Genomic DNA, 23337 nt, shown 5'->3' with positions numbered 1-23337 from the left:
GCGCAATCCATGTCGTGTGGCCGATTTATAGGCTTAAGTCGTAGCCGACGTCCCTAGCTTGGCTGCGGTCGATGCGCTGGTCGATTATGCGGTGATCGGGGATGTTGATTCCTGCGCCGCCCGCGCACCATTGCTGAAAAGCGGCCCGTCGCTGTCGGACGTCTTTGTCGCGCCGCCACAGTAGGCCACGCACGGGCACGGGCATTGGGGAGCCGTAGGCTTCTTGTGCGATCTGGTGGGCGGTGCGGGCTTGCTCGTCGCGGTTGCCGATGAGGGTGCGGGCCAAGTGTGCGGCGTCGCGACTGGTGCCGCGCCTTGGGATGTGGACGCCGTCGGGTTGGCTGTGTTCGTGGTCGCCGGCGATCCGCTCGTGCAGGTAGGCGGTGTTGGCGTCGCGGCCGCGGGTCATGGCGACGTAGAACAGTGCGCGGGTGGTGTTTTCGCCCAGGACCGCGTGCGTGGTGTCGGCGGTGGCGCCTTGCGCGGAGTGGACGGTGATGGCGTAGCCGTAGGTGATGTGCTCACGCAGATAGTCCCCCCAGAAGGCCGCGCAGGCGCCGTCGTGCAGGCGTCGGGCCGCGATGCGATCGTTGTCGGGGTCGACGGCGTAGACGCGCCAGCGGTTGCCGTTGCGCACTGGGTCGGCGGGGCTGGTGTCGGTGGCGCAGATGACGGGCAGTTCGGGCGCGTTGCGGCGGCTGACGATCACCTCACCGACCGCGACGCGGTGCCCCCGCGCGGCCAACTTGGTGGGCTGCTCAGCGCCGATGGTGTCGCGGTGGATGCGCCAATTGAGGGCATCGGCCATCTCGGTGGTGCCGCATATCAGCAGCGCGTCCTTCCCGGCCGCAATATCGCGGCGGTAGCCGGCCAGGGCGTCGGCGGCCATCGCGACCGGGTCACCGGTGTGCAGCCGGCCCTGGGTGCGGTACCACTCCACGGCGCGGCGCACCGGGGCGGGCCCGCCGTCGCGCAGCGCCAGCGACGCCGTCCGCTCGCCCGCGTCACGCATCCGCCAGACCTCCGAGAGCCGCTGCGCCCAGGGAAGATCCGTGCACAGTTGGGCGAACATGCCGCCGCGGGCCTTGACCGGGCCCAGCTGGTGGGCATCGCCGACGAGCACGACCTTGGTGTGGGCGGCCGTGGTCGCTTTCAGGAGCCGAAGCAGATCGTCGGTGCCGACCATGGCGGCCTCATCGACGACGACCACGTCCAAATGCCCCAACGCCAGGGCGCCGCTGTCCAACTCGTGCAGAGCTTTGGCGATCGTGTAGCCGACATCGCCGGCGCCTTCCCGGATCGCGACATCGACCGCGGTCCCGGTCGGGGCCAACACGAACACCCGGGCGGTGAGGCTGTGGCGGGCCACGGCCGCCAACGCCCGCAGCGAGGTGGTCTTGCCCGCCCCCGCCGGCGCGCTGAGCGGCTGCACCAACCACGGGGAGATTGCGATGTTGTACACCGCGCGTTGCTGCTCGGGGGACAGCCCGTCCAGGTCGCCGTCGCGCACCCACATTTCCGCCCGGCAATCCTGGGCGTCCACCAGCTGCAACAGCCAGGCCTCTTCGCGCAAAATATGGTCCACGGTGAACCGTTCGTGGCCCTCACGCTGATGAGGCTGCCGCGGCCCGGACAGCCGGATCCCGATGTTGTCGACGGCCTTCTCGATGAGCTGGCGTGGGCTGCTCGCGGTGTCCACGGGCAGCTGCGCGCCGATGATCTCGACCAGGTCCGCGCGGGTGAACGCGGCCTTGTCGCTCTGCGCGGCCACCTCCGCCAGCCGGAGCCGATCCACCTCCTGCCCTCGCGCCTCGCAACGGGCACGGTAGGCCTGGCGGCGGGCGGCGTCCTCGACGGGCAGGCCGCGGGCATCGGCGCGCCACGCGGCCCGCAACTGCGCGAAGGACAGCTGTTCCGGTTTGCTCGGCCGAGTCGCCTTCTGCGCCGCACTCAGCTGCGCCGCCGACAACTCATGCCCCTCCGCGAGGGTGAGGTTTCCCGCCGCCCACTCCCGCAACTGCGACGAGCGCTGCGACCAGGCGGTGATGCTCTCCGCGGAGATACCGGCGGCCTCGGCGATGCCCGTGGCGGGGTCCACCGGCAGCCACTCAAAGCCGCACGACCGTGTCAGTTCGCGGCGCAGCGTGGCCTGATAGATCACCCCGGCGGCCTTGGCTTCGTGATACAGCGACGTGCCGTCCAGCGACACCATTATTCCGTCGGCGCGGGCCTGGCGGTTGGGGACGATGACGTGGGTGTGCAGGTGCGGATCACCCGCGCGGGAGGTCTCGTGCTGGTAGGCGATCGCCACCAGTCCGGGTAAGTGCACCAGGTCCTTGTGCCCCGTGACCGGGTTGTGCACGCGGGTGTAGCCGGCATGCTCCGCGAGGTATTCCAGGGCCTCCGAGATCGCGGTTGTGTGCGCGTCAGAGATGGCTTTGTGGGCCACCTCGCCGGCCCGGATCGCCCGGGCCAACGACACACTTTTGGGGGCGCAGAACGTCAGATCGAAGCCGTGCACACCGCGGTTCCCCAACGCCCGTCCGGACGCCCCGTTGGGTGCGGTGCCGTCATCGAGCCAGCGCCCCGCCACGTCGGGATCAGCTGTCCCACCCGCCCGTTGAAGATCGGTGAGACCCACGAGTTTGGCCGCGGTGTGGGCGTCTCCGGCGCACAACCAGACCGGCGTACGGGTGTCGTGTTCGGCGTAGTACTCCCCCAGCCCGCCACCAGTACGACGCACCTCGGCGCCGGCCGCTGCCGCGGCGCGGGCGGTGTCGTTGTAGTAGCTGATCGACCACCGCGAAAGCTTGGCAATCGTCAACACCCGACACCACCCGAGACCTCAAACCGCCTGGCGCACAACCCCGGCGGGAGCACACGCGATGTGTGCTACCGCCAATCTCGCACACCAATGTGCAAATGTGCCATAGCGATTGACAGGTTTCTGAATTATTTTGCTGCGTAACGAAAGTCGACCGGTATCAGTGAGAGTCGACGAGAATCGTTGAGAAAAGCGTTGATTCGCAGTATGACTGACGCAACACCGGCGATCAACGAGCAAGAGCTGAGCCAGCCATGGCGTCGCAGCGCGCCCCCCTCGCAACCAGCGACCGACGCAGCCGCCCTCCCGCTCCAGCCCGCACAGTCGAAGTACAAGCTGATTCGCCGCGGGTGTAGCGGGGAGCGGTAACCGGAGCAGATGATATGTCCATGGGCCAGCCGTCCGGCAGCCGCTGACAGAAAGAGTCGCCATGGAGGACACCGCCGACGACAGGTGGATCACCCGACAGGAGCTGGCCGACCGCTACGGCGTGCCCGTCAAGACACCCGCCGAATGGGCATCGAAGGGAACAGGGCCACCGTATGCGAAATTCGGCCGGCACGTCCGGTATCGGATCAGCGATGTGGTCGCCTGGGAGACAACGCAACTGACTCGACCGAAGCGGAACTCGGCTTAGCAGCCCGTGTGTCGGTGGCGCACGATACAGTGCCCGGAAATGGGTCGTTCGCAACGTCGGGGCACGCACCGACCTGCCACGTCCGGGAGTGAGAAAGTTCTCCCATCCCGCCTTTGCGAACACCCCAGCTGAAGAATTCGTCGGCTCCGGATCGGCAGCCTCGCGGAAGTAGGAACCATGGCAGGACGGCCGCAATTGCGGATCGGTACACACGGGCAGATCAAACGCATCAACAAAGGCGGTGGCGTTTGGCTTGCGCGCTGCCGCTACCGCGACACTGACGGCGTGACCCGTATCGTCCAAAGGCTGGGTCCCGCTGATGAATACGACCAGCACGGCAAGCTGGCCGAGGATGCGTTGGTCGTGGCGCTCGCGGAACGCAAGCGCTCGGCCAACCACGGCGAGATTGGCCCAGCCACCAAAGTGGTTGACCTTGTGGAACAGCACCTTGTACGCCTGGCCGAGGACGGCCGTTCCCCGGTCACCATGTCGACGTACCGCTTCACCACGAAAGATCTCAAGAAGTTCATCGGCGGCCTGCGGGTAAGCGAGGCGACGCCGGCCCGCATGGACGCCACCCTCCGGTCCATGCGGAGCGCGCACGGCACGACGAAGGCCCGCCAATCGAAGTCGATCCTGCGGGGCGCACTGCAGCTCGCGGTGATGGCCAGTGTGCTGAGCGCCAACCCGGTGCGCGACGTGCAACCGCTGCGGTCCAAGACCCAGCCCAAAGGCGCGGTCGCACTCACCGCCGACCAACTCCGCCAACTGCTCACCAAACTCCATGCGTCCGCCTTCTGCGAGAAGCACGACCTGGTCGACCCGATCACCTTGCTCATCGCCACCGGCCTACGACGCTCGGAACTGCTCGGCCTGCGCTGGGTCGACTTTGACGAGAGAGCGAGCATGCTCGCCGTCACAGGAAAGGTCATCCGCGTGCCCGGCGAGGGTCTGCTGCGCGTCGACGAGACCAAGTCGGCCGCCGGTCGACGAAGCATCCCGCTGCCGAAGTTCGCCGTCGAGATGCTCCTGAAGCGCCGGCAGCGGCCCTACCTCGGCGAGCAAGCGGTCATCTTCCCTTCGACGGCCGGGACGCTTCGCGACCCAAACAACTTCGGCAAGGAGTGGCGCACGGCGCGGCAAGAGTTGGGCGTGGCCGAAGTGACCACCCACAGCTTCCGCAAGACCGTCGCGACCCTCATCGACGACGAAGGGCTCTCGGCCCGGATCGGCGCCGACCATCTCGGGCACACCCACGTCAGCATGACCCAGGACCGCTACATGACCCGAGGGCGGATCCACACGCAGGTAGCGGACCTACTTGACCGCACGGTCCGCATAAACGATGAATAAACGATGACTTGGCAGCAGCGAAACGCAAAAATAGCCTCTGACGTGGGGCGGGCGGGGCTCGAACCCGCGACCAACGGATTATGAGTCCGCGGCTCTAACCAACTGAGCTACCGCCCCCGAGACGCCGCAGCGTCGCCGAGCACGACCTAGACCTTAGCTCGCCCGCCGGCTGCCAGTGACAACGCGCTGGTCGGACGCCCTAATCGCGACCCGGCACGCGTGTCCTGGCGCCACATCCCGACGCCACCGCCTAACCTGAAACCTCAGTCCCAAGGGCCCGGTGAAGACGGCACCCGCACATACAAAGCCGCCACTTAAGTTGCACAAACACCCGCCTCATCTCGCGACAGTTAGGCTGGACAGACGAACAACATTGGCGCGCAGAGGCATTGGACGCAGCGCAGCGGTACGTCCTCGACGCGCGAAGAACCCGCACAACGATTAGCCTCATTAGTCGGCCGAGCAAGGGGGGCTCCGCCGACTCTGCCGATCAGCCGCGGGCACTGAACCGAAACCAACAGGGGAAATACATGGCGATCACGGGGGTTGCGGCCTTCGCCCACCTGACCGATGCCGACATCGAGAATCTGGGCACCGAACTCGACGCCATCCGGCGCGACATCGAGGAGTCCCTGGGCGCGCGCGATGCCCGCTACATCCGCCGCACCATCGCCGCCCAGCGCGCCCTGGAACTCACCGCGCGGGTCTTGCTCGCCGGCAGCGCAAAACGCCCGGCCAAATGGGCAGGAACCGCGGCCCTCGCGGTGGCCAAGATCATCGAGAACATGGAGATCGGCCACAACGTCATGCACGGCCAGTGGAACTGGATGAACGATCCGGAGATCCACTCCACCACATGGGAGTGGGACATGAACGCGGCGTCCAAGCACTGGCGCAACGCCCACAACTTCCAGCACCACAAGTACACCAACATCCTCGACATGGATGACGACGTGGGCTATTTCATTCTGCGAGTCACCCGCGACCAGCAGTGGCAGCCCTACAACATCGGAAACCTGCCGTACAACCTCATACTCGCGCTCGCGTTCGAGTGGGCGATCGGCCTGCAGACCGTCGACCTGGAAAAGTACTTCGAGGACGGCCCCGACGGCGACATCGCCCGGCAGCGGACGCGCGAGTTCGTCACCAAGGTCAGCCGGCAGATCGTCAAGGATTACGTCGCGTTCCCCGCCCTCACCGCGCTGTCACCGGCCGCCACCTACACCTCGACGCTGAAAGCCAACGCGGTCGCCAATGTGATCCGCAGCATCTGGGCGCACGCGGTCATCGTGTGCGGCCATTTCCCCGACGGCGCAGAGAAATTCACCAAGACCGACATGGCCGGTGAAACCAGGGGCGAATGGTATCTGCGCCAGATGTTGGGCAGTGCCAACTTCGACGCAGGGCCCGTGTTGCGGTTCTTGAGCGGCAACTTGTGCCACCAGATCGAACACCATCTTTTCCCCGATCTGCCGAGCAACAGGCTGCGCGAGGCCTCGGTACGGGTGCGGGCGCTCTGCGAAAAGTACGACTTGCCCTACACCACAGCGTCTTTCGCGGTTCAGTATGGCAGGACGTGGCGCACCGTCGCGAAGTTGTCGCTGCCGAACAGATTTCTGCGGGCCACCGCGGACAACGCGCCGGAAACCCGGAGCGAGCGAATGTTCGCACACCTCACGCCTGTTGAGGCTGACCTGATAGCCGGACGCCGGCGGGGTCTGAAGACCGCGCTCACCAGGGTGCGCCGCAGGGCCACAGCCAGAACGCTCTGAATCAGCCCTACACCGGCCGCAGCCGGAACACTCTGATCTCCCGCGGCGCGCACCGGGCGCGATAGTTCTCGTACCCGATGAAGAAGTCGACCGCCTTGGCCCACGCGTCGGCGCGCGCCTGCCCGGTCAGTAACTCGGCGCGATACTGCCGCGGCGGCCCCTGGTACTCGACGGTGCATTCGGGGTGCGCCAACAGGTTGGCACTCCACCCCGGGTGCGAGGGCCGCCCGTAGTTGGAGCCGATCGCCAGCAACCCGTCCGAATCCTCAATCAACGTCAGCGGATTCGTGCGCGGCCTGCCGGACTTCGCGCCGGTCGAGGTCACCAGCCCCGTCCGGTTCACGCCGGCGGTGCTCAGCCGCCCGTTGGTCCGCGGAATGAGCACCTTGTCGATCCGGGGAGCCAGATGCATCCCCAGCTGCGAGCCGAGACGGCTCATCGCGATCCGCTCCCCCAGGGCTTCGTGCGGCCTCAGCCGCCGACCGCGAATGGCACTCTCACGCAGAAAAGGCATGCACAGACGGTACCCGTCGACAGACAACTCAATACACGTACACAACGGCGCCGTTGCCGCCGTTGCACACCACCATCGAGCCGTTCGAGGCGCAGGTCATGGAGTAGTGCTGGCCGGTTACCGGACTGTCGGCTTCGACCTGGCGAGGTGTCACGCTGGCCGGACCGCCGGCGCCGTAGGCGAGCCGCACCTGCTCGGCGAACGGGCATGAAGTGTCGGCGGATCCGACCGCGGAGTGTGCGAAGCCGCCAGCCGGCCCGGACGTCGGCGGGCAGGCCTGAGCACCCGCCGGCAGGGCGACCGATGTGGTCGTCGTTGTGGTGGTCGTTGTGGCCGTCGTCGTCGTTGCGCCGTCCGTCACCAGCGTCCACGGAGCACAGCCCTGGGACCGGAACCCGGCGTCGGTCGGGGCGATCGTCACCGTCTGGGGCAGGATGCCCGCCCCGTTGGCGATGATGTCAGCGGTCTGCCCACCGAAGCCCCGCAGCCGCTCCCAGTAGCAGGAGTCGCCGCCTTGCGAACGGTAGGTGCCCGGCACCAGATCCACTCCGGTCCGGAACGTCCCGTCACCCGGGATGGTGCGCGAAACCGGAGCCGACGACGAGGTAGGGCTCGGAGATGACGCCTCAGGCGAGGTGGACGGTGGGAACGACACCGTGGTCCCCGGGTAGATCGGCGGTAGGCGCGATGGGTTGTCATGACCGGTCGGCGTTTGCCGCGCCGGTTTGCCACCGGATCCGGAGCAGCCGGTCAGCGCGAACGTTGCGACTAGCATGATGGCGAAAGCCGCTCTAACCGCCATGACTCCTCGCTGCTGTTGCGATCTTGATTTGTTTGCTCACGATACCGTGAACCGCGCTGAGGGCCACCAGTTTCCGGGCCGCGGTGCCTCGATACCAAAGATAAAGTCATTCGGTACGGCCCCTGCCCACCCGGCGAACGAGGGGAGAACATGGCCGCTGTGACCACAGCAGGGCTGACCACGTCGGAGGCGACCGAGCGCCGGGCGCGCGACGGGGCCAACACCTTGCCCGCGGCGAAGCGGCCGTCCGTATTCCGTCGCATGCTCGGCGAACTGACGCACTTCTTCGCCCTATTGCTGTGGACAGCCGCGGCGCTGGCCTTCTTCGCGAAGCTCCCCCAACTCAGCATCGCGATCATCGCCGTGATCGTCCTCAACGGCGTCTTCGCCCTGATTCAACAGGCCCGGGCCGACCGCGCCGCCGACCGGCTGCAGGAGATGCTGCCCACCCGGGTCACCGTGTGGCGGGACGGGCGCCGACAACTGATCGAAGCCGAGGACGTGGTGGTCGACGACGTGCTGCTGCTGGAAAGCGGCGACCGGGTGCCCGCCGACGCGGTGGTGCTTGCCGAGAATCGGTTGCTCGTCGACTCCTCGATGCTCACCGGCGAGAGCCAGGCCAACTCCGTCGCCGAGGGCGAAGCGCTCTTCGCCGGCACCTTCGTCGTCGAGGGCGACTCGCGCGCCCGGGTCACCGCGATCGGCGAACGGACGCGACTGGCCGGGATCGCCCGCCTGTCGACGTCGACCACGAAACCCGACACCCCGCTGACGCGCGGCCTGAACGGCGTCGTCCGGCTCACCGCAGCGATCTCGGTCAGCGTGGGAGTGCTGTTCCTGCTCGTCTGCCTGCTGATCGGCAACCCGGTGCAGCAGGCCTTCGTGTTCGCGATCGGTGTCACGGTGGCTCTGGTCCCGGAGGCGCTGTTGCCGACGGTGACGCTGTCGCTGGCCTGGGGTTCGGAGCAGATGGCCAAGCGGCAGATCCTGGTGCGCAACCTCGAGGCGGTCGAAACACTCGGCTCGACCACGTTCATCTGCACCGACAAAACCGGCACCCTCACCCGCAACCAGATGACCGTCGTCGAAACGTGGACGCCCGCCGGCACAGTCAGCGTCGACGGAGCAGGTTACGGACCGACGGCCACCCTGACGCCATCCTCACCCGAAGCCCAAATTGCCGCCCGCACGCTGGCGCTGGCCGCCGAACGCTGCTCCACCGGATACGCCGAAGAGGTCGACGGTCAGTGGCGGGCGCACGGCGATCCGATGGAAGCGGCCCTGGACACCCTCGCCCGCCGACTGGGGGTGGACACCGTCGAGGACCGCCGCACCGGGCCGGCCGAGCTACGGTTTCCCTTCGACCCCCGGCTGCGCCGGATGGCCGTGGTGCTGGCCGACGAGATCGTGGTCAAGGGCGCGCCGGACGCCGTGCTCCCGCTCTGCGACGACGATCCGGCGCCCCACCAGGCGATGGAGGCCCTCACCGCGCGCGGGCTGCGGGTGCTCGCCGTCGCCGCCGCCCCACGCAACGGCCGCACACCGCGCGATCAGACCGACTGCGAGCACGGGTTGCGCCTGCTGGGCCTGGTGGCGCTGCAGGACCCGCCTCGTGACGACGTGTCCGCATCCCTGCGCGCCTGTCGCACGGCCGGCGTCAAGGTGGCGATGGTGACCGGTGACCATCCGGCGACCGCGACCGCCATCGGCGACGAGGTGGGCCTGCGGTTTCCCGAGTCGCCGGTGCTCTCGGGATCCGAGCTGCCTGAGGATCAGCAGCAACTGGCGACTCTGCTGGACCACGACGGCGTCGTCATCGCCCGGGTGTCACCGGAAGACAAGCTGCGCATCGCCCGCGCGCTGCGTTCCCGGGGTCACGTGGTGGCGATGACGGGAGACGGCGTCAACGACGCTCCGGCACTGCATGAATCCGATATCGGGGTGGCGATGGGCCGGTCCGGCACCGACGTCGCCCGCGCGGCGGCCGACCTGGTCCTGCTCGACGACTCCTTCGCCGGCATCGTCGCCGGCATCGAGCAGGGCCGCGCGACCTTCGTCAACATCCGCCGCTTCCTGACCTACCACCTCACCGACAACGTCGCCGAGCTGGCGCCGTTCCTGGTCTGGGCGCTCTCCGGCGGGTTCTTCCCCCTGGCGCTCGGAGTCCTGCAGATCATCGCGCTCGACCTCGGCACCGACACCCTGTCCGCGGTCGCACTCGGCGCCGAGCCACCTGCCAGGCACCTGCTCGAAGGGCCCCCGGTGCACGGCCGCCTGATGAACCGCACCGTGTTGCGCCGGGCCTTCGGCCTGCTGGGTCCGCTCGAAGCGGTCCTGTCGCTGGCCGCCTTCGTTGTGTCCCTGTGGGCCCTCGGCTGGCGCCCCGGCAACGCGTTCCCCGCCGGGCACGAGCTGGCGGCGGCATCCGGCGCGACGTTCATCACGGTCGTCCTGGCCCAGACGGCCAACGTCTTCGCCTGCCGATCGTCGTCCCGGTGGCCGGGGGCGCTGGGCTGGTTCACCAACCGGCTGCTGGTACCCGCGGCGCTGACCGGCCTGGCGATCTCCCTGGTCGAGCTGTGGGTGCCGCCGATCGCGCGGTTATTGGGCCAGTGGAATCCGCCGCTGTGGGGCTGGGTCGTGGCACTCGCGTCGATGCCGGTGCTGCTCGCCGTCGACGCGCTCGACAAGCGCCTGCGTAGGGGTCAGCTGAAAACCGTCTGACCGTCGACGTCGATCAGGTACCGCTCGGTCCCGGACTCCACACGCGGCGCATCGGCGCCCAACGACACGGCGATCTTGTTGCTCGCATTGCGCATGATGTCGAACGTCAATTCCACGGCCTCGTCCGGCGAGAACCGGGAGCGCACCTCGGCGGCATCGTCGACGGCGAGGTGCGCAGGGGTCCAAATTAACGCATCTGCATACCGCAGCGCTGACTTCGCGCGTTCATCCAATAGTGCCGACGTCTGGAACTGCGCAATCTCGTCGTACAGCGACTCCGTACCGCCCGCATCCAGGGCGTGTCCCTCGCGCAGCGACTTGCACAGGCGGCAGTTGTGCGCGGTCGCGCCACGCAGTCGCACCAGCTCCGAGGTCACCGGGTCCAGGGCACGCTCGCGGGCGACCCTGGGCAGAAATCGGCTGAACACCTCATCCGAGGGATCCCGCGCGGTGTCCCAGGCGATCGGCCCGTTCACCCATTTCAGGTATTCCGAGCCGACACCCAGGGCCTCGAACCCGGCCCGCACCCGCGGCACGAAGTCGGCGATGAACATCGCGACGACAACGCGAAAAGTGTTGTCGCCCAAGTGTTTGAACAGCAGCGACCGTTGCTCGACGGTGATCGCCGAGACGTCGGCGCTGAACTGCTCGGCGAATTCGGCGACGACCGTTTCGGCGTCGGACTCGGGCGCGTCGACGGCAACCGGGTTGGGCAGGGGCGGCAGCGACATGGTCTGGGCGCACACCTGGCGCACCAAACCCGACAGACGCCCATCGGAGAACGCGACCAGCCTGGTCAGCTGGTCAGCAGGAAGGGACATCTTTCGTACGCTACTGCGCCTGACTGACCGACGACATATGGAAGTCGGGTATCCGCAGTGACGGCATCGCCGCCCGGGTGGCCCAATCGCCCCACTCGCGGGGCAGCGTCTTCTCGCTGACGCCCGCCTCGGTCGCCCGCCGCAACAGATCCAGCGGGCTTTCGTTGAACCGGAAGTTGTTGACCGCGCCGGTCACCTCGCCGTCCTCGATGAGGTACACCCCGTCGCGCGTCAGACCCGTCAGAAGCAGGGTGGTGGGCTCGACCTCGCGGATATACCAGAGCGTGGTCAGCAGCAGTCCCCGCTCGGTGGAGGCGATCATGTCGGCCAGTTCGGCCGATCCGCCGGTCATGATGATGTTGTCGCAGGCAACCGCGACCGGCGCGTCGAAGCGCGCCGCCGTAGCGCGCGGATAGGCCAGTGCGTTGATCACGCCGTTGCGGACCCAGTCGACCTGGTTGATCTCCATCCCGTTGTCGAAGACCGACATGGTCTCTGAGGAGTTGCTCACCGCAACAAAAGGGGTGCACGCCAGGCCCGGAGCCATCGGGTCGGAGAACATGGTGAGCGGCAGATCCGTCAGCCGCTCCCCCACCCGGGTTCCGCCGCCGGGCGCCGAGAGCGCGGTGCGGCCCTCCTGGGCGCCGCGCCCGGCCATCTTCCAGGCCAGGTAGATCATCATGTCGGCGACCGTGGAGGGCGGCATGATCGTCTCGTATCGGCCGGCGGGCAGATCCACCGTGCGCGACGCCCAGCCCAGTCGCGTGGAGAGTTCCGCAAGTAGCGAATCGATAGGAACGTCAAGGAAATCCGCGGTGCCGATGCCCGCCCAGGCGCTGGCGTCACCGCGCTTGGCGTTGAGCTCGATAGACCCCGACGGTTGGGTGTAGCGCCGCCGCAGGCCGGTCGACGACGCCAGGAATGTCGTCGAAACACTGTGGTGCGCATAGCCGAACAACCAGTCGCTGCCCCGGAAACCCGTGCACAGCGGACCGGTGATACCGCTGAACACCCCCGTCCCGGTGCCCGGTACCGGAGCGTCCCAGTCGGCGGGCTCCCCGGAGCCGCCGAGCAGCGGCGCCGCGTCCCCGGCCTCCGGGGCGGTGCGGGCCGCATCCTGCGATGACGCCACCAGCCCGGGCAGCACCGTCGGGTCCGCCTCGCCCGTCACCACCGTCCCGACGAAGGCCCTATCACCTTCGCGCACAATGGAAATCACGGTCACACTGCGGGTGACCGCGACGCCGTTGGTGGTCATCGTGCTGTTCGCCCAACGCAGCGTCGCCTCGACCTTGTCGGTGACCAGCACCATGGTCTCGTCGGCACGCCCGATCTTGGCGGCCTCGTCCAGGACGATGTTGATGACGTGCTGAGGTGTGATCATCGGCCGCCCTCGGTCCGGGTGTTGAGCACGTTGATGCCGCGGAACAACGCCGACGGGCAGCCGTGGCTGACCGGTGCGATCTGACCGGGCTGGGCCTTGCCGCAATTGAGCGCGCCGCCCAGTCGCCACGTCGACCGGCCGCCCACCGCTTCCATCGCATTCCAGAAGTCGGTGGTGGTCGCCTGGTAGGCCACGTCACGCAACTGCCCGTACAGACGACCGTCGCGGATGCGGTAGAACCGCTGCCCGGTGAACTGAAAGTTGTAGCGCTGCATGTCAATCGACCACGACTTGTCGCCGACGATGTAGATGCCGTCGTCGACCCGGCTGATCAGATCCTCGGTACTCAGGTCCTCCGGTCCCGGCTGCAGCGAGACGTTGGCCATTCGCTGGATCGGCACGTGGTGGGCGGAGTCGGCGTAGGAGCACCCGTTCGAGCGTGGCTCCCCCAGTCTCGGAGCGAACACCCGGTCGAGTTGATAGCCGACGAACACGCCGTCGCGCACCAGGTCCCAGCTCTGGGCGGCGACCCCTTCGTCGTCGTAACCTACTGTGGCCAAACCGAAATCGACGGTGCGGTCGGCGGTCACGTTCATCACCGGTGAGCCGTACTGCATGGTGCCGAGTTTGTCCGGAGTCGCGAACGACGTACCCGCATACGCGGCCTCGTAGCCGATGGCTCGGTCGTATTCCGTTGCGTGGCCGATGGATTCGTGGATGGTGAGCCACAGATTGCTGGGGTCGATCACCAGGTCGGTGGGGCCCGGCACGACCGAGGGCGCATGCACCTTCTCGTAGAGCAGGTCGGGCAACTCCGCGAGCTCGGCGGACCAGTTCCAGATGTCGTCGCCGGCCACCAGCTCCCAGCCCCGCGCCATCGGGGGCGCCAGCGTGCGCATCGACTCGAAGTTGCCCGCCTTGGCGTTGACGGTCGTCGCCTCGAGTTGCGGCTGCAGCCGCACCCGTTGCTGGGTGATCGAGGATCCGAAGGTGTCGGCGTAGAAGGTCTGTTCCTTGGCGGCGTTGAAGGTGGCCGACACGTGATCGACGCCGTCGGCGTCCAGCAGCCGCCGGGAGTACTCCTCGAGCACGCTGATCTTCTCGGACGCCGGAACGCCGAACGGGTCGATCTGGTAGTCCGACGCCCACATCGCGTCGGTGTAGACCGGCTCGGCGGCGAGCCTGACCTGTTCGGTGTTCAGCGCCGCCAGGATCGTGGCCACCTGCACGGCGTGCCGCGCGGTGCGGGCCGCCACCTCCGGCGACAACTCGGCGTGGGAGGCGAAACCCCACGTGCCCGCGACGATCACCCGCACTGCCAGCCCGATGTCGCGGGACAGGACGGCGGTCTCGAGTTCGCCGTCGCGCATCTGGACTATCTCGGTGCTGATGCGGTGAATCCGCAGGTCTGCATAACTGGCCCCGGCCGCTCTCGCCGCAGACAACGCGGCGTCCGCCAACTGCTGCCGCGGCAGGTCAAGGAAGTCGGCGTCGATTCCCCGGTTCGGTGTCACGGGTACACCGTAACGACCGGCTTTAATACATTCATGCCCGACGCGCCACGCCGCTCCACCGCGCTGGCCTACGCATTGCTGGCGCCCAGCCTGTTCGGCGTCGTCGCCTTCCTGCTGCTGCCGATCCTGGTGGTGGTGTGGCTCAGCCTCTACCGCTGGGACCTGCTGGGGCCGCTGCACTATGTCGGCTTCGCGAACTGGCGCTCGGTACTGCACGACGGCGACTTCGCCGACTCGCTGGTGGTCACCGCGATCTTCGTCGCGCTCGTCGTGCCGGCGCAGACGGCGTTGGGCCTGCTGGCCGCCCTGCTGCTGGCTCCGCGGCTTCCGGGTAGTGGGTTGTTCCGGACGCTGTACGTGCTGCCGTGGATCTGCGCGCCCCTGGCGATCGCGGTGTTGTGGCGCTGGATTCTGGCGCCCACCGACGGCGCGGTCAGCACCCTGCTCGGACGGCGCATCGAGTGGCTGACCAACCCCGACCTGGCCCTGCCGATGGTGTCGGCCGTCGTCATCTGGACCAACGTCGGCTACGTCTCGCTGTCCTTCCTGGCCGGCCTGCTGGCGATCCCGGAGGACGTGCACAACGCCGCGCGCACCGACGGCGCCGGCGTGTGGCAGCGGTTCTGGCGCATCACCCTGCCCATGCTGCGGCCCACCACGTTCTTCGTCCTGGTCACCGGGATCGTCAGCACCGCAAAGGTTTTCGACACCGTCTACGCGTTGACCGGCGGGGGCCCAGAGGGCAGCACCGACCTGGTGGCCCACCAGATCTACTCCGAGGCGTTCGGTGCGGCGTCGATCGGCCGCGCCGCGGTGATGGCCGTCGTGCTGTTCGTCATCCTGGTCGGCGTCACCTTCGTTCAGCACCTCTACTTCCGCAGACGGATCAGCTATGACCTCGTCTAGGGCGTCGTTGGGGCTGATCTACGCCGGACTGCTCGCCGGTGCGCTGATCACGGTGGCGCCGTTCGCTCTCGGGTTACTCACCTCGTTCACCTCCGAGCACCAGTTCGCCACCGGTTCCCCGCTGCAGTGGCCGCATCCGCCGACCCTGACCAACTACACCGACCTGGTGGGCACCGGGTTCGGCCGCGCGGCGGCGGTCACCGCGCTGATGACCGCGGTGATCCTGCTGGGGCAGATGACCTTCTCGGTGCTGGCCGGTTACGCGTTCGCGCGGCTGCACTTCCCCGGCCGTGACGCCCTGTTCTGGGTCTACGTCGCGACCCTGATGGTGCCGGGCACGGTGACGGTGGTGCCGCTGTATCTGATGATGGCCCAGATGGGACTGCGGAACACCTTCTGGGCGTTGGTGATTCCGTTCATGTTCGGCTCGCCGTATGCGATCTTCCTGCTGCGCGAGCATTTCCGGATCATCCCCGATGACCTGATCAACGCCGCGCACCTGGACGGCGCCAACACACTGGACGTGCTGGTGCATGTGATCCTGCCGTCGAGCAAGCCGGTGCTGGCCGCGCTGACGATGATCACCGTGGTCTCGCAGTGGAACAACTTCATGTGGCCCCTGGTGATCACCAGCGGCCGCAAGTGGCGGGTGCTGACGGTGGCCACCGCCGACCTGCAGTCCCGGTACAACTCGCAGTGGACGCTGGTGATGGCGGCGACGACGGTCGCGATCGTGCCGCTGATCGTGCTGTTCCTGGCGTTCCAGCGGCACATCGTGTCCTCGATTCTGGTCTCGGGACTGAAATGAGCCGGGGTTGCGCCGAGATTGCCGCTGCGGCTGCGAATCGCGCGGGATCACGACCCTCACGGCAATCTCGACGGCAACCCGCGAGCGAGGGCTCACGTGACTAAGCCAAGATTCTCGACCGTGTTCGCGCTGGCGCTCACGCTGACCGCCGCGTTGCTGATGACGACGGCGATTCTGATGGGCCGCGCCGGGGACAACGGCAAGATCGTGGTGACGGTGCGACTGTGGGCGGAACCCATCGCTCGCGTCTACCAGGAGTCCTTCCGGGCTTTCACGCGCACGCACCCCGACATCGAGGTGCGCACCAACATGGTGGCGTTCTCGAACTACTTCGACACGCTGCGCACCGACGTGGCCGGCGGCAGCGCCGACGACATCTTCTGGGTGTCCAACGCCTACCTCGACGCGTACGCCGACAGCGGCCGCCTGATCAAGATCGAGGGCCCGGACCAGGGCTGGGACCCGGCGGTCACCGAGCAGTTCACCCGCAACGGCGTCCTGTGGGGGGTGCCGCAACTCACCGACGCCGGCATCGCGGTGTTCTACAACGCCGACCTCCTGGCCGCGGCCGGCGTCGATCCCGCCATGCTGGACACCCTGCGCTGGAGCCCCGGCAACGACGACACCCTGCGGCCGCTGTTGGCCCGCCTGACCGTCGACGCCGACGGGCACCTCGCCGGCACACCGGGTTTCGAGCCCCGGCGGGTGCGTCAGTGGGGATACAACGCCGCCAACGACCCGCAGGCGATCTACCTCAACTACATCGGCTCGGCCGGCGGAGTGTTCCAGCGCGGCAACGAGTTCGCGTTCGACAATCCCGAGTCGCTGCTGGCTTTCCGCTACCTCGTCGGACTGATCAACACCGACCACGTCGCACCGCCGGCCTCCGACACCAACGACAACGGCGACTTCTCCCGCAACCAGTTCCTGGCCGGCAAGATGGCGCTGTTCCAGTCCGGGACCTACAGCCTGGCCGCGGTGGCGCGCGACGCCACCTTCCACTGGGGGGTGGCGATGATGCCGATCGGCCCCAAGGGCCGCGTCACCGTCACCAACGGGATTGCCGCAGCGGGCAATTCCGCATCAAAGCACCCCGAGGCCGTGCGCCAGGTGCTGGCCTGGATGGGCAGCAGCGAAGGCAACGCCTATCTGGGCCGCGAAGGCGCGGCCATCCCGGCGGTGCTGTCGGCCCAGCCGGGCTACTTCGCGTACTGGAAGGCCAGGGGTGTGGACGTCGGCCCGTTCTTCGCGGTCCTGGGCGGGCCACGGATCCCGGCGCCCGGCGGGGTGGGATTCGCCGCCGGAAACGAGGCCCTGCAGCCCTTTTTCGACGACATGTTCCTGGGCCGAGGCGATATCGCGACGACGCTGCAGCAGGCCCAGGCCGCGGCCAACGCCGCCGCCTCGCGATAAGCCCCCGCGAGCAGACACATACTCACCCTGGAGCATGCGCTCCGGAGTGATTTTGTGTCTGCTCGCGGGGCTGGCTAGCGTCGATCCCGATGAATACCGACCTACACCAGGCCATCGCATCCGCTCCCATGTTCGGCGGACTCGACCCAGAGCACGTGGAGTTTCTGGCCGCGCAGAGCCGGCCCATCTTCCTGCCCGCCGGGCAGGTGCTGTTCCGCCGCGGAACACCGTCGACCGGGTTCTACATGGTGCGCGAGGGCCGCATGCAGCTTTCGGTGTCGAACTCCGAGGGCGTGGTCAAGGTAGTGGAAATCCTCAGTCCTGGAAGTGCTTTCGGCCACGCAGTGATGTTCCTGCACGAGCCGTACCCGGTGGACGCCACTGCGCTGGCCGACACCCAACTGGTCTTCGTCCCCGCCACGGCGGTCGACCGGGTGCTGGACAGCGATCCGGCGATGGCCCGCATCATGCTGGCTTCGATGGCGCGCCGACTGCAGTCGAAAGTCCAGGACATCGCCATGTTGTCGTTGCAGTCGGCCACTCAGCGGATCATCGCCTACATGCTCGGTGCCGCGGGCGCCGGTTCCTACGATTTGGCCGGTGGAGCCGCTTCATCGACTTCCCCGGGAGACGGCTCGGCCAGCGTCGAGTTGCCGGCCCTCAAGCAGGTGCTCGCCTCCCGCCTCGGGATGACACCGGAGACCTTCTCCCGGGCGATCCGCACTTTGTCGGCCGACGGGTTGATTCAGGTGAACGGCTCCGTGGTCGAAATCCCCGACCTCAGCGCGCTCGACGCACACGCGCGCAACCAGTCGATTCTGTGACCGCCGACACAGCAGCCGCTTGATTTAGATCAAAGCCCGCCTCACCGCTCCTCCCTAGCGTGAGCACATCAGCCGCTCACAGCCACAGGAGATCCGCATGTTCTGCTACCAGTGCGAACAGACCGACCGCACCGCATCCTCTGACCGCCCCAATCTGCTGACCTTCGGATGCTCCGCGACGAAGGGCAACTGCGGAAAAGATGCCACCACCGCGGCACTGCAGGACGTGCTGGTCCACGTGAACCTCGGCATCGGCCAGTACGCGCAGAAGGCACGCGAACTCGGCTGCCCCGACCCGCAGTTCGCCGCGCACGCCAGCTTCGACCTTTTCACCACCCTGACCAACGTCAACTTCAACGCGACGCGATTCATGTCACTGATCGCCGAAGCGGTCCGCGTGCGGGAGCAGGCCAAGCTGGCCTACGAAAACGCCGCCCGCGCCGCCGGCATCGAACCCGAGGCTGTACCTGGGGCAGCTCAATTTCTGCCCGCAGCAACGATTTCCGAAGTCGTCACCCAAGCCCTCGGGGTCGGGGTGGACGCCGGACTGGACGTCCTGGGCGCCGACGTCGTAGGCCTGCGCAACCTCAACCTCTACGGACTCAAAGGTGTCTGCGCCTATGCCCATCACGCGCACGCTCTGGGCTATCGCACCGACGAGACGGACGCCGGAATCGAAGCCAGCCTGGCGTTTCTGGCCGGCGGACCGTCCGACCCCGACGCACTGCTGGCGCACGCCATGGAGCTCGGTTCGCTGAACTACGCGGTGATGGCGATGCTCGACGACGCCAATACCGGCAGCTTCGGCAACCCGGCGCCCACCCCCGTGCGGGTCACCCCCGTCGTCGGCAAGGCCATCCTGGTGTCCGGCCACGACCTGCACGATCTGGCCCGAATCCTGGAAGCCACCGCGGGCACGGGCATCAACGTCTACACCCATGGCGAACTGCTGCCCGCCCACGGCTATCCCGAGCTGCACAAGCACACCCATCTCGTCGGAAACTACGGCGGCGCGTGGCAGGACCAGCAGCGCGACTTCACCGCCTTCCCTGGTCCGATCGTGATGACCTCCAACTGCCTCATCGAGCCACGCCCGGCCTACCGCAACCGCATCTTCACCACCGGTCCGGTCGGCTGGCCGGGCATCCGCCACCTCGACACCGCCGACCTGTCGCTCGTGGTGAGGGCGGCGCAGTCACTGCCCGGCTTCACCGACGAGGTACCTGCCGAATCCGTCACCACCGGGTTCGGACGCGACGCGGTGCTCTCCGTCGCCGACGCCGTCATCCAGGCCGTGAAAGACGGTGCCATCAAACGCTTTCTGCTCATCGGCGGCTGCGACGGGGCCGCGCCGGGGCGCAACTACTACACCGAGGTCGCTGACCACGCGCCCGACGACACCGTGCTGATGACGTTGGGCTGCAACAAGTACCGCTTCAACAGCCACGAGTTCGGCGACATCGGCGGCATCCCGCGGCTGCTCGACATCGGGCAGTGCAACGACAGCTACTCCGCGGTGCAGATCGCCCTCGCGCTCGCCGACGCCTTCGGCTGTGGCGTCAATGATTTGCCGCTGAGCCTGTTCGTGTCGTGGTTCGAGCAGAAGGCCGCGGCGGTGCTGCTGACACTGCTGTCGCTGGGAATCCGCAACATCCGGCTCGGTCCGACCCTGCCGGCCTTCCTGACCCCGGCCGTAGTGGATATCCTCGTCGACAAGTTCGCGCTCAAGCCGATCGGCGACCCGGCGCAGGACCTGGCCGACGCGATGGCGGGCGCCTGATGACCGAGATAGCCGACACCCCGACCGACACTGAACTCCGGTGCTACGACGTGGTCCTGACCACCACCGAAGGAAAGCAGTCCACCATCCGATGCGATTCGCGGACAACGGTTCTCGAAGCAGCCGAGGGTTCCGGCCTGGTGCTGAAGTCAGCGTGCCAGGCCGGTGGCTGCGGGGCCTGCTCTGCGGTGCTGTCCGAAGGGCACGTGGAGATGGGCGACCACGATCCGGACGTCATCGAGACCCCCGAGGAGGAAGGCGGAATCCTGCTGTGCCGCAGCTATCCCCGCGCCGACTGCCGAATCGACTTGCCCTACGATCGCGGCCAGGTCGTCACCGCCCCGCCGACGCTGCACCGGGCCTGCATCAGCGGCCTGGACCCGGTAGCCGACACCGTGGTGCGACTGCGACTCACCCTACTGCCCGACAGCGACGGGTCGTGCTCCGCGGACTTCGAATCCGGCCAGTTCGTCCGTATCACGGTGCCCGGCACGGAGGCCCGGCGTGCCTACTCGCCCGCGAACGTCGCCAATTGGGACGGCACGCTTGAGTTTTACATCCGACTGCTTCCGGGCGGACTGATGTCGGAGTATCTGGCCGGAACCGCCGCGGTCGGTGACGATTTGACGGTATCGAGCGCACGCGGCGATTTCGCACTGGCCGAAAACGGTCTTCGGCCACGATGGTTCATCGCGGGGGGCACCGGGCTGTCGCCGTTGTTGTCGATGCTGGGCCGGATGGCCGAGTGGGGAGATGCCCAGCCCGCGCGGCTGTTCTTCGGGGTCACGCGGCACACCGAAGTGTTCGGCCAGGACCAGTTGCGGGCGCTCGCCTCGTCGCTTCCGGACTTCCGGTTCGACACGGTGGTGTGGCAGCCAGACCCCGAATGGGCAGGCGCCACAGGCAATCCGGTCGAGCTGGCGGCGGCGGAAGCGGCGCTGCTCGACGAGTGGCCCGACGTCTACGTGTGCGGGCCGCCGCCCATGGTCGACGCGGCGTATGCGGCCTTGACGGCGGCCGGCATACCGCGCGACCAGATCCACGCCGAGCGGTTCTCCGCCGTGCAGTAGCCCCGCCCGGGTTCGCGAGCGGGGGCTGGCGGACCGGTGGCTAGTCCCGCCGGATCGAGTTGAGGAACGGCGCCAGAACGTGGGCGATGGTCGTCGCCGCGTCCTCGGCACCGACCGGCGGCAGGGCGAGAAAGCTCAGCGCGGAACGGGCGATGGTCCGGCCGAGTACATGGGCATCAAAGGCTTCGGCCCCCACCCAGCTTCGCTGGAAGATCTCGGCCAGGTGTTCCGCGGCGTAATCAACGATGAATTGGCTTTCGACGGTGATCATCCGGAGTAGGTCATTGGGCGCGTCTTCAGTCCGCAACGCCCGCACCAGCGGATCGGTGTCGGCATGGGTGAAGAATTGGCTGAATGCCGAGTGCAGGGTGCCGTAGCCATCGTCGGGATGATCATGGACCGCCGCCTCCATCCCGATGATGATGCTGTCGGTCAGCCGCAGCGCGTAGTTGCGCGCCAGACCTCTCCGCGTACCGAACTCGTTGTAGAGGGTGCCCCGGCTGATGCCCGCCGCCTTGGCGACATCGGCCATGGTGATCGTCGACCACCTGCGTTCGACAAGCAACCGCTGCATCGCGTCCAGCACCCCGTTGCGCATCAAGGCAACGGCGTTGTTCTGGTACGGGCTGCGGTTTCGCGGGGACGTCGGCTCAACCATCCACCCGAGACTATTGCGCATCGGGCTCAGCTCCTGCCGTCGAATGGGCGCGCCGCGGGTTGAAGTCGAACTTCTCTCGGACGCCGCAGTCCGGGCAGCGCCAGCCATCCTCCACGTCGTCCCAGCTGGTTCCCGCCGGATAGCCCAGATGAGGCGCACCCGTAGCTTCGTCGTAGACATAGTCGCAATCAGGGCATTTATAGGCGGCCATCAAGAGGCTCCGTACCTGGCGAGGACCTTGTCACGCTTGCGCGGATCGACGTTCACCCGGCTGATGTCGCCGCCGTAGTGCGCCATGACGCGATGGTCCATCAGCCGGCGCCACAGCGGAGGGAAGTAGGTCAACCCGATCAACGTGGCATATCCACTCGGCAGATTCGGCGCCCCGTCCATGCTGCGCAGGGTCTGGTAACGCCGCACCGGGTTGGCGTGGTGGTCGCTGTGGCGCTGCAGGTGGTACAGGAAGACGTTGGTGACGATGTGATCGGAATTCCAGCTATGCACCGGGGCGCAGCGCTCGTAACGTCCCGACGGCGTCTTCTGCCGCAACAGTCCGTAGTGCTCGAGGAAGTTCACCGATTCCAGCAGCGACGCACCGTAGGCCGCCTGAATGATCAGGAACGGCAACACCTGCCATCCGAAAGCGGCCGTCAGCGCGCCGAACAGCACGAAAGACATCACCCACGCGTTGAGCACGTCGTTGTGAATACTCCACGCGGACTTGCCAAGTCGCTGCATCCGCGTCTTCTCCAGTTCCCATGCCGACTTCAGCGAGCCGAAGACGCTGCGCGGCAGGAACATCCAGAAACTCTCACCGAAGCGTGCGCTGGCCGGGTCCTCCGGGGTGGAGACGCGGACGTGGTGGCCGCGGTTGTGTTCGATGTAGAAGTGCCCGTAGAGGGTCTGGGCGAGCGTCACCTTGGACAGCCAGCGCTCCAGTTCCTCGCGCTTGTGGCCCATTTCGTGCGCGGTGTTGATGCCGACCCCGCCGATCACACCCATCGTCACCATGACCCCGATCTTGGAGATCAGGCCCAGGCCGCCGCTGATTCCCAGCCAGCTCAGGTCGTGCGCCGACCAGAGGTAGCACGCCACGACGAGGCTGGCCATCTGCAGGGGTATGAACGCATAAGTGCAGTACCGGTAGTACTTGTCGTTCTCCAGGTACTCGATCACGTCGTCGGGCGGATTCTGGTCGTCGGCGCCGAAGAAGGTGTCGAGAATCGGCAACAGCACGTAGAGCAGAATCGGTCCGACCCACCACAGCACCGGCGTGGCAGCGGTCCATCCGAACCGGCCGAATAGCCAGGCCATCCCGACGGCCGCCAGCAGGGACGTCGGAAGGATCAGGCCAAGGGGCCATAGGTATCGCTTCCGGTCCCGCCATACCGCGACGTCACCGCCGGTATTCAGCTTCACCATGTTCGCCATCGCGAACCTCCTCCGTCATCGTCTGGCCGCGGACGTCGTCGTCTGCTGCAATGAACATATCAGCTGATTTGTTCAACTGATGCATGAATTTGGTGATCTGTT

At 67.2% G+C, this 23337-nt stretch carries 19 protein-coding genes and 1 tRNA gene; 10 read left to right on the top strand and 10 right to left on the bottom strand.

The window, feature by feature from the left end; translation table 11 throughout:
- Nucleotides 1-25: 25 nt before the first annotated feature.
- Entirely contained in the window at nucleotides 26-2827 is a 2802-nt protein-coding gene (gene mobF, locus QXK92_RS32355; RefSeq protein WP_306248640.1) for a MobF family relaxase, read from the bottom strand.
- 427 nt (nucleotides 2828-3254) lie between these two features.
- On the opposite strand from mobF, the gene QXK92_RS32350 reads away from it, so the two are divergent.
- Entirely contained in the window at nucleotides 3255-3461 is a 207-nt protein-coding gene (locus tag QXK92_RS32350) for an AlpA family transcriptional regulator (protein WP_273438125.1), read from the top strand.
- 177 nt (nucleotides 3462-3638) lie between these two features.
- Nucleotides 3639-4814, top strand: coding sequence for a tyrosine recombinase XerC (gene xerC, locus QXK92_RS32345; protein WP_306248638.1), 1176 nt, complete (start codon nucleotides 3639-3641; stop codon nucleotides 4812-4814).
- Between the two features lie 43 nt (nucleotides 4815-4857).
- Here the strand turns inward: xerC and QXK92_RS32340 are convergent.
- A tRNA-Ile gene (locus tag QXK92_RS32340) sits at nucleotides 4858-4931 on the bottom strand.
- 413 nt (nucleotides 4932-5344) lie between these two features.
- On the opposite strand from QXK92_RS32340, the gene QXK92_RS32335 reads away from it, so the two are divergent.
- Nucleotides 5345-6586 (top strand): fatty acid desaturase, encoded by a 1242-nt coding sequence (locus QXK92_RS32335; RefSeq protein WP_306248636.1) that lies wholly within the window; start codon nucleotides 5345-5347, stop codon nucleotides 6584-6586.
- 7 nt (nucleotides 6587-6593) lie between these two features.
- Here QXK92_RS32335 and QXK92_RS32330 read toward each other — a convergent pair whose 3' ends face one another.
- Together QXK92_RS32330 and QXK92_RS32325 are read right to left on the bottom strand one after the other, a co-directional pair.
- Entirely contained in the window at nucleotides 6594-7100 is a 507-nt protein-coding gene (locus tag QXK92_RS32330; RefSeq protein WP_306248634.1) for a nitroreductase family deazaflavin-dependent oxidoreductase, read from the bottom strand.
- A 28-nt stretch (nucleotides 7101-7128) separates the two neighbouring features.
- Nucleotides 7129-7902 carry a hypothetical protein gene (locus QXK92_RS32325; RefSeq protein ID WP_306248632.1) on the bottom strand — a complete coding sequence of 258 codons (774 nt, stop codon included), beginning with the start codon at nucleotides 7900-7902 and terminating at the stop codon, nucleotides 7129-7131.
- Nucleotides 7903-8052: 150 nt separating this feature from the next.
- On the opposite strand from QXK92_RS32325, the gene QXK92_RS32320 reads away from it, so the two are divergent.
- Nucleotides 8053-10626, top strand: coding sequence for a cation-transporting P-type ATPase (locus tag QXK92_RS32320; RefSeq protein WP_306248630.1), 2574 nt, complete (start codon nucleotides 8053-8055; stop codon nucleotides 10624-10626).
- On the opposite strand, the gene QXK92_RS32315 is transcribed toward QXK92_RS32320, so the two are convergent.
- Genes QXK92_RS32315 through QXK92_RS32305 form a run of 3 tightly spaced genes read right to left on the bottom strand, consistent with a single transcriptional unit; the run spans nucleotide 10608 to nucleotide 14345 of the window.
- Nucleotides 10608-11447 (bottom strand): carboxymuconolactone decarboxylase family protein, encoded by an 840-nt coding sequence (locus QXK92_RS32315; protein ID WP_306248628.1) that lies wholly within the window; start codon nucleotides 11445-11447, stop codon nucleotides 10608-10610. The two genes, QXK92_RS32320 and QXK92_RS32315, sit on opposite strands and share 19 nt — an antisense overlap.
- Before the next feature lie 10 nt (nucleotides 11448-11457).
- Nucleotides 11458-12831: a TldD/PmbA family protein gene (locus tag QXK92_RS32310; protein WP_306248626.1), complete on the bottom strand. Its 1374-nt coding sequence runs from the start codon at nucleotides 12829-12831 to the stop codon at nucleotides 11458-11460.
- Nucleotides 12828-14345: a TldD/PmbA family protein gene (locus QXK92_RS32305; RefSeq protein WP_306248625.1), complete on the bottom strand. Its 1518-nt coding sequence runs from the start codon at nucleotides 14343-14345 to the stop codon at nucleotides 12828-12830. The genes QXK92_RS32310 and QXK92_RS32305 overlap by 4 nt, the downstream gene beginning before the upstream one ends.
- Nucleotides 14346-14378: 33 nt before the next feature.
- On the opposite strand from QXK92_RS32305, the gene QXK92_RS32300 reads away from it, so the two are divergent.
- From QXK92_RS32300 to QXK92_RS32275, 6 genes are all read left to right on the top strand, one after another.
- The gene (locus QXK92_RS32300) at nucleotides 14379-15251 is read left to right on the top strand and encodes a carbohydrate ABC transporter permease (protein ID WP_306248623.1); all 873 of its coding nucleotides are present in this window, start codon (nucleotides 14379-14381) and stop codon (nucleotides 15249-15251) included.
- On the top strand, nucleotides 15238-16059 hold the full coding sequence (locus tag QXK92_RS32295) for a carbohydrate ABC transporter permease (RefSeq protein WP_306248621.1): 822 nt from the start codon (nucleotides 15238-15240) through the stop codon (nucleotides 16057-16059). The genes QXK92_RS32300 and QXK92_RS32295 overlap by 14 nt, the downstream gene beginning before the upstream one ends.
- A 96-nt stretch (nucleotides 16060-16155) precedes the next feature.
- Nucleotides 16156-17472 carry a sugar ABC transporter substrate-binding protein gene (locus tag QXK92_RS32290; protein WP_306248619.1) on the top strand — a complete coding sequence of 439 codons (1317 nt, stop codon included), beginning with the start codon at nucleotides 16156-16158 and terminating at the stop codon, nucleotides 17470-17472.
- Nucleotides 17473-17561: 89 nt separating this feature from the next.
- Nucleotides 17562-18296, top strand: a complete 735-nt coding sequence (locus QXK92_RS32285; RefSeq protein WP_306248617.1) for a Crp/Fnr family transcriptional regulator — start codon at nucleotides 17562-17564, stop codon at nucleotides 18294-18296.
- 97 nt (nucleotides 18297-18393) lie between these two features.
- The gene (gene hcp / locus QXK92_RS32280; RefSeq protein ID WP_306248616.1) at nucleotides 18394-20076 is read left to right on the top strand and encodes a hydroxylamine reductase; all 1683 of its coding nucleotides are present in this window, start codon (nucleotides 18394-18396) and stop codon (nucleotides 20074-20076) included.
- Nucleotides 20076-21146, top strand: coding sequence for a 2Fe-2S iron-sulfur cluster binding domain-containing protein (locus tag QXK92_RS32275; protein WP_306248614.1), 1071 nt, complete (start codon nucleotides 20076-20078; stop codon nucleotides 21144-21146). The genes hcp and QXK92_RS32275 overlap by 1 nt, the downstream gene beginning before the upstream one ends.
- 40 nt (nucleotides 21147-21186) lie before the next feature.
- On the opposite strand, the gene QXK92_RS32270 is transcribed toward QXK92_RS32275, so the two are convergent.
- The 3 genes from QXK92_RS32270 to QXK92_RS32260 are packed head-to-tail and all read right to left on the bottom strand — an operon-like array spanning nucleotide 21187 to nucleotide 23235.
- On the bottom strand, nucleotides 21187-21804 hold the full coding sequence (locus QXK92_RS32270; RefSeq protein WP_306248612.1) for a TetR family transcriptional regulator: 618 nt from the start codon (nucleotides 21802-21804) through the stop codon (nucleotides 21187-21189).
- 10 nt (nucleotides 21805-21814) lie between these two features.
- Complete coding sequence (locus QXK92_RS32265) at nucleotides 21815-22015, bottom strand: rubredoxin (RefSeq protein WP_306248610.1); 201 nt, start codon at nucleotides 22013-22015, stop codon at nucleotides 21815-21817.
- Nucleotides 22015-23235, bottom strand: a complete 1221-nt coding sequence (locus QXK92_RS32260; protein WP_306248608.1) for an alkane 1-monooxygenase — start codon at nucleotides 23233-23235, stop codon at nucleotides 22015-22017. The genes QXK92_RS32265 and QXK92_RS32260 overlap by 1 nt, the downstream gene beginning before the upstream one ends.
- Nucleotides 23236-23337: the final 102 nt, after the last annotated feature.

Source organism: Mycobacterium sp. TY815 (genome assembly GCF_030755135.1).
In the GTDB taxonomy this organism is placed as follows: domain Bacteria; phylum Actinomycetota; class Actinomycetes; order Mycobacteriales; family Mycobacteriaceae; genus Mycobacterium.
The sequence above is the reverse complement of the archived record's forward strand: the minus strand, read 5'-3'. Positions and strand labels throughout refer to the sequence as shown.

Coding starts and splice junctions, on each gene's coding strand:
- QXK92_RS32335 (WP_306248636.1), top strand. CDS start 5,345: ATGGCGATCACGGGGGTTGCGGCCTTCGCCCACCTGACCGATGCCGAC.
- QXK92_RS32275 (WP_306248614.1), top strand. CDS start 20,076: ATGACCGAGATAGCCGACACCCCGACCGACACTGAACTCCGGTGCTAC.
- QXK92_RS32265 (WP_306248610.1), bottom strand. CDS start 22,015: ATGGCCGCCTATAAATGCCCTGATTGCGACTATGTCTACGACGAAGCT.
- QXK92_RS32350 (WP_273438125.1), top strand. CDS start 3,255: ATGGAGGACACCGCCGACGACAGGTGGATCACCCGACAGGAGCTGGCC.
- QXK92_RS32310 (WP_306248626.1), bottom strand. CDS start 12,831: ATGATCACACCTCAGCACGTCATCAACATCGTCCTGGACGAGGCCGCC.
- QXK92_RS32330 (WP_306248634.1), bottom strand. CDS start 7,100: ATGCCTTTTCTGCGTGAGAGTGCCATTCGCGGTCGGCGGCTGAGGCCG.
- xerC (WP_306248638.1), top strand. CDS start 3,639: ATGGCAGGACGGCCGCAATTGCGGATCGGTACACACGGGCAGATCAAA.
- QXK92_RS32285 (WP_306248617.1), top strand. CDS start 17,562: ATGAATACCGACCTACACCAGGCCATCGCATCCGCTCCCATGTTCGGC.
- QXK92_RS32300 (WP_306248623.1), top strand. CDS start 14,379: ATGCCCGACGCGCCACGCCGCTCCACCGCGCTGGCCTACGCATTGCTG.
- hcp (WP_306248616.1), top strand. CDS start 18,394: ATGTTCTGCTACCAGTGCGAACAGACCGACCGCACCGCATCCTCTGAC.
- QXK92_RS32315 (WP_306248628.1), bottom strand. CDS start 11,447: ATGTCCCTTCCTGCTGACCAGCTGACCAGGCTGGTCGCGTTCTCCGAT.
- QXK92_RS32325 (WP_306248632.1), bottom strand. CDS start 7,902: ATGGCGGTTAGAGCGGCTTTCGCCATCATGCTAGTCGCAACGTTCGCG.
- QXK92_RS32320 (WP_306248630.1), top strand. CDS start 8,053: ATGGCCGCTGTGACCACAGCAGGGCTGACCACGTCGGAGGCGACCGAG.
- QXK92_RS32270 (WP_306248612.1), bottom strand. CDS start 21,804: ATGGTTGAGCCGACGTCCCCGCGAAACCGCAGCCCGTACCAGAACAAC.
- QXK92_RS32260 (WP_306248608.1), bottom strand. CDS start 23,235: ATGGCGAACATGGTGAAGCTGAATACCGGCGGTGACGTCGCGGTATGG.
- QXK92_RS32295 (WP_306248621.1), top strand. CDS start 15,238: ATGACCTCGTCTAGGGCGTCGTTGGGGCTGATCTACGCCGGACTGCTC.